At 31.1% G+C, this 6,156-nt stretch carries 6 protein-coding genes; 4 read left to right on the forward strand and 2 right to left on the reverse strand.

Annotated features, from left to right (window positions below; all coding sequences use genetic code 11):
- Positions 1-432: 432 nt before the first annotated feature.
- Entirely contained in the window at positions 433-579 is a 147-nt protein-coding gene (locus AC1DRF_RS14460) for a hypothetical protein (RefSeq protein ID WP_477740994.1), read from the reverse strand.
- A gap of 381 nt (positions 580-960) precedes the next feature.
- Positions 961-1,440 carry a hypothetical protein gene (locus AC1DRF_RS14465; protein WP_477740995.1) on the reverse strand — a complete coding sequence of 160 codons (480 nt, stop codon included), beginning with the start codon at positions 1,438-1,440 and terminating at the stop codon, positions 961-963.
- 439 nt (positions 1,441-1,879) lie between these two features.
- On the opposite strand from AC1DRF_RS14465, the gene AC1DRF_RS14470 reads away from it, so the two are divergent.
- The 4 genes from AC1DRF_RS14470 to AC1DRF_RS14485 all read left to right on the forward strand — a co-directional run.
- A complete protein-coding gene (locus AC1DRF_RS14470; protein WP_477740996.1) occupies positions 1,880-2,560 on the forward strand; it encodes a hypothetical protein in 681 nt (226 codons plus the stop codon).
- 672 nt (positions 2,561-3,232) lie between these two features.
- Complete coding sequence (locus tag AC1DRF_RS14475; protein ID WP_377578112.1) at positions 3,233-3,778, forward strand: hypothetical protein; 546 nt, start codon at positions 3,233-3,235, stop codon at positions 3,776-3,778.
- Positions 3,779-4,696: 918 nt separating this feature from the next.
- Positions 4,697-4,900, forward strand: a complete 204-nt coding sequence (locus tag AC1DRF_RS14480; RefSeq protein ID WP_477740997.1) for a hypothetical protein — start codon at positions 4,697-4,699, stop codon at positions 4,898-4,900.
- Positions 4,901-4,970: 70 nt separating this feature from the next.
- Positions 4,971-6,156: YheC/YheD family protein (locus AC1DRF_RS14485; protein WP_477740998.1), on the forward strand; the 1,186-nt coding region annotated here is incomplete at its 3' end.

The following is a 6,156-nucleotide window of genomic DNA, read 5'->3' on the forward strand; positions in this document are numbered from 1 at the left end:
TACTCTTACAAGATAGTAAAGGTGATAGACTAATACAGTATATGCATTTTATATATACTTGTCCTAGACAAATTCACCATTTTGAAAAAGTCTTGGTTTCCTTTATGAGTATAAAGTTTAAAATTATAGAAAAATTACTCAAGATGAACTGGATCATCATTTAGCTAACTCCTAAAAAAACAGAAAAACTCCCTTAACGCATTGGGGGAGTTTTTCTGTTTTTAGGCTGTATATCATATGCAAAGTTAGTTAACATAATGTAATTTTATCGGCAATCATAAAAGGTATACATAAAACATAATAGATATATAAAGGACCCAATAATAAAAAAGACATTGGCTAAGTTTCAACCAATGTCTTTTTATATCTGTTCAATTACTGTTATTAAACAATAGGGTAAATTATCTAGATTAATTTAAAATAAAGCTAGAATTAACAACAACAATGTCCTCTGTTATCATTTTTTCTATGCTTGTTATAAGAATTGTGTTTTTTATCATCTTTTTTAATAATTACTTTATCTGTTTTAATAATCACTTTTTCAACACGAATCACTTTTTTTCCCTTACCATAGGCCACGTAAATCACCTCCTCAATAATAGAGATGCTACATAATATGAAAAAAATAAAATTGGTACAAGCTAAACGCCTACTTATAGAGCATTTCTATAAAAAATGATCATATAATCTAGTTTTAGCCTTTCAATTAATAACCTCTTACCTCTATTAAATTAAAAATTTCTTTGTAATATCCACGCTTGTCTAAACAATTTTAGGTATGATCCTAAAGTATCTGATGCCTTTTTCTATCTTAGAAAATATCCAAACTTTATCATTGCAAAGTTTCACTTTATAAAAAAACACTAAGTTTTATCATCCTGAAACAAATGGACCTAATAAGCTTGGTAATAATTAGATTCTAGACCAAGAGCATAACCAACTACAGCATCTATATTCACTTCAATACATAATAAAATTCCCATAATCAACGACAGTAATTTTACCTTCTTTAGATAACCTTACATTACCATTACCCATATCCCTAGGTTTGAGTCCAGCATCTAGAAATTTGTTTTTTAATTTAGGTAATTTTTTGTTGTATATTTTATTAGGAACTTCAATGTTCATTTTTTTCATTATGATCCAACCATGTCCAACCTCTTTCACTCGGCAGAGATATTTTCGTAAACCAGCTCGACAATGTTTATATATTTTAAATTCTGTTTTATTATTTTGAATTCCTGACCGAGTAAGAGCTACTTTTAATACATATCCATTATTAAGATCATAGGCAATACGTTGACGACCATTACCAAGCTTTTTGTATTTCAAATTTAAGATTTTTTTAGCTTTGTTAGCCCGTTTACTTTTACTGCTATTCTTATAATGATGCATTTTTGATAGCCATAATTTAATAGATTTTATCTCTTTCTTAGACAAAAAATCACTCAACCTTAACTCTTCTCCCTTCCTTTTTTATTTTTAAAATTATAATTTATGTAATGTAGGAATATTTTTACAGTGTGTTTGTGCAAAAAAATAGAAACTATAAGTCTAATTTTTCTATTTTTAGGCTGTATACGATATACAACAGTAGTTAACATAAACACTCTTTCTGGTACACATAAAAAAACAACCCCTTGGCCGCCAAGGGGTTGTTAACTTTAACATTTTCTAATTTATACGGGATTTTATACATTGTTGATTTAACAACATTCTTATAACGGCCAAGCTAAAATTTAATGTATAGAATATTTATTTTTTATACATTAAATTTCTACTAAATAAAAGGAGATAAACAAGTCCTCTCGAATTTGTTTAGATAAAATTGTATCATATAGAAAGCACGAAGATAACATATTAGGAACGGAGGCCAAGTATGAATATCAAGCAAGATACAATAAACGCTGAAGCAATGGCCAAGCGATTAAATACAACTTCCAGTAATATTAGAAAATGGTGTATTGAAGTAGAAAAGTATGGTTATGAGTTTGTAAAAGATAACAGAAAAAAGCGTTACTATTCTGTTACTGACCAAACTTTATTGTCAAACTTAAAATACGCTATTCAAGAGAAAAAACTCCCATTAGAAATAGCTGCAATGACTGTTGTAAAAGGGTTTGATAGGAACCGTTCCTCATCAATCACACAAGAAGAACACTCAAAAAAAGAAGAAAATAACCGTGAGCTAACTGTTCATCAAAAACATAATAATCACACAACAGATATCATATTAAATACAATGAAAGAACAGTTTGAACAGCAACAGTCCATTAGTAATAAATTATTAGAAATGCTAGATCATTATAAAGAAGCTTTGAAAACATCTGAAGAGAAAAGACAGACAGAACAAGAACAGATGAACAAACAATTAAAAGAATTAGAAGAACGTTTGGCAGAAAGAATAAGTAACCAAATTAATAATAGAGACAAAGAAATGATGGACTACATACGCAAATCACAAAAACACAACCAGGAACAGCTATTAGAAATTGCAGCTACAAAAGAAAAAGAAGAAGAACACCATAAAAGCTTTTTTGCTCGTTTATTTGGCAAATAACAATATGAGGATTTATATATATTGCATAAGATCTCACGTTATTATCGTCTAAACCTGATTCAGATATCCTGATTTTAATCTTGTGTCTCCACATTCAGGGTAGTCACTTTTAACATAAGAACGATATAACGAGATAAATCAAATGATTGCGCATGCTATTCAATATGAAAAGAAGGTATCTATTACTAAAGTCAAATCCTATGTGAAGAAAGTAGCGTAAATGAAGTAAATCGTTTATTGAACACTCTCACCTATACAATAGATATAACCTCTCCCTACAATTCAACTTCATTATATGTATTAACTTTTATGAAGCGGCTAATTTCGAGCTGGATTTACTATCAAATAAAATGGCACGGTATAATCCCCATACAAAATAATTCGAAGTTGTATATTATGTATCACAGTATAGTTAACACAATTTGCATTATCATTTATTAAAATCAATTGAGTACTATCCAGCTGCCTTTAATCATGTTTTTATAGATAAATAAACAAGTATTCAGCAAAGTCAGCTGACAGAATATAAAAAGAGAAGAAATCAGCATAAATATTTTTATTTTAAAACAGAAATTCATAAAAAATGGTTTTTACGTGCGACCAGTTTAACTGTATCTTCATAGAATGATGTTTGAGGTGTGTTCTCATGATTAAGAAAGGGAGGTGAGAAAAATGGGATATCATAAAAAAAATTGTAACCCTAATCGTAAAAAAAGGTATGCTCAAGATGACCATGAATATGGTTGTTACCCAGATGACCATTATGAAATTCATAAAGAAAAGAAAATTAGCAGAACGGTTGCAGATTTTTCCCATTTTAATCAAGCAGGGTCAGTAGTTCTTACTTCTACGTCAACAGATCCTTCTGGTGAAGAAATAATAGGACTGGTAAAATTTAAAGAAGTATTTAATGGCGATCTTGTCAGTTTAGGTGGTTCAAGTACAGTTACGGTTGGTGCTATTTCACCAAAGACTATTACATTTAAAATCCACAAAGTAATAAATCCCCAGTATAATCCACTTTTAAGTCCAACAATTTATGTGCATACCGTATCGGTTAATGCTAACATGACCTTTTCTGTACCCCTAGAATTTGTCGATGTTTTCACTGACGATGAGGAAGAAGTAAATTACTACTATACAGTTAGCATTCCAACTGGTGTTGCAGCAACTGCAACAGTTAGTAATAGCACTCATACAGGTAATTTGTACAGATAACAAATATAGTAAAAAGTACAATGTTTTCATTTTTTTTGTAAAAATTAAGGTGTTATGGTTATTATTTTTCTCTGTGTTTAAGTTGTGTAATTACTTCTATTGAAAAACAATAAAAAGAACCCTTGAGACAAGGGTTTTAGAAAAGGCTTTTTTCTTTAGTGTGCAACTCTTTATACATTTTCTATATAACAGTACTCTGCGGATGAGTAAATATAAAATAGATGTATATAAAGCGCACCTTTTATACATATGCGGTAACTCATATGAAATAGTATCCATACAATCATATATTAGAATTTATTTGAAGCTGTGTGTTCATGATCTTGCTATGTATCATTTTAAAAAAGCTATGTTGTGTGAATTATATTTAAAATGTTAGAGAAAAAGCTCTAATATAATAAGAAACTATTCAAATATTCTGTTGAGGAAAGTTATTACTTCACATGAGTTGGTGTATTTGTACGTTTATATTCAGTAGCAAGAAATCTCAATAATACTGCGGAGAAGGTCAATGAAACAATCAGGTTTAGACTGTTTTGATTTCCATTCTAAACCAATAATGTTTTCAATTACTTCTAGACCGGGGGGGTTATTACAAGGTTTTTCAGTTTGTTACTAATTACATTCCCTCCTGGGTACTTTCTTTTTTCTATAGATAAGTATATTAATAAAAACCTTATTTTGAAATATCTATAGTTTTTCACCTAAATGGTTTAAAAAAAGAAAAACATGAACGTTTGTCCCTTTCCTTTTTCTATTGGTTGCATAAGCTATTTAGGTGAGGATAATTAATAATGATAAAACCACAATTACGTTAACCACGTTTTAGTTTTGTCACCATCCTCCAAAAACAATAAAAAAATGAAAGAAAGGTGATATAACATGGGTGGAGTATTAACTTGTCGTGTTACAGCAACAGTGACTATTGGAACAGCATTACCAGTGACCCTTATTGTGGATGTTCCGGAAACTGGTACTGGATTGGTTGACGTTACCATTCCCTTTCCTGCTCCTATAGGTGATCTCGCTTTAGTAGGAATTCCTTGTCCAACACTTGGACCAATTACCCTTACTATTCTAGGGAATACGGTTACAATTAGTGTTGTAGAAGTAACAGTATAATAGAAATATAATTTTAGACCAGTTTATCCACCTCAGACTTACAGAGGTGGATTTTTTAGGAGTGATTATTATGGACCAGAACAAACAAAATATACCTTTTGTAGGAATATGTGTATCATTGGTCAAACCATTATTTGAAAAGCTAGCAAGGGACAGACTAGAAAAGTATCCGGGTAATGTTATTCTTATTACATTTCATATTGAGGATCTAAACTTATCAAAACGCAATGTGAAAGGGATTTGTTGGGAGAAAATAGGAGAAGAGATCAAACGAAAAGAAGGGATATATCCCTTACCGGATGTGGTCTACTTACAATGTTATGTGGAAAGTAATGTTATAAAACAGATTGAAAGAGTTATTGGTCGTAAAGTATTTAACAGCTTCATATTTGATAAATGGGAATGCTGGAGTTTATTAGCAGGTAATAATGAGTTGCGAAAGCACCTTCCCTATACCAGGAAGTTAGTAAACAAAACAAATATTTATCCTTTTTTATATCAATACAAAGATATCTTTTTAAAACCTATCAATGTCTCCCATGCCCATAATAGCAGGGGGATTTTTCGAGTGAAACTGAAAAGTAAAGGAAAAATCGAAATTTTCTATCGGGAAAAAAATAAAATGAAAGAGAAAAGGTTTAAATCCTATCAGAAGTTTCAGGACTGGGCTTTATCAAGGTTAGCTCCTGGAGGTTATATTTTACAACAAGGAATTGAAACAGTAAAAAGCTCGAAAAATGCAACCGATATCCGGATTAATATGAATAAAAACAGTAAAGGTCAATGGGAAGTATCTATGATACTAGTTCGAGTAGCATCTAACATTAGCCACGTTATTCCTAAATTTGTAACAGCCTATTCTATTAGTAATTTTATAAAAACACTTACTGTTGATAAAGAAAAGGAAGCAGAAATAGAAAAGTCTGTTATTAACGTTGGAATGAAGATTTGCAGTATGTTAGATAAATCTGGATACCATATGGGGGATTTAGGAATAGATTTAGGGATGGACGAAAATGGACATGTATGGATTTTTGAGATTAATCCTCTTCCATTTCCTTTTCGTGGATCAATTCAGGATCATTCCTTGATTAGACCAATCGAATATGCTTCTTATCTCGCCTTAACTAAACAGCCACAACAAGCACCGCAGCCACAACAAGCACCGCAGCCACAACAAGCACCGCAGCCACAACAAGCACCACAGCCACAACAAGCACCGCAGCCACAACAAGCACCGCAGCCACAACAAGCAC

It is taken from the genome of Priestia sp. P5_B4 (assembly GCF_056400385.1).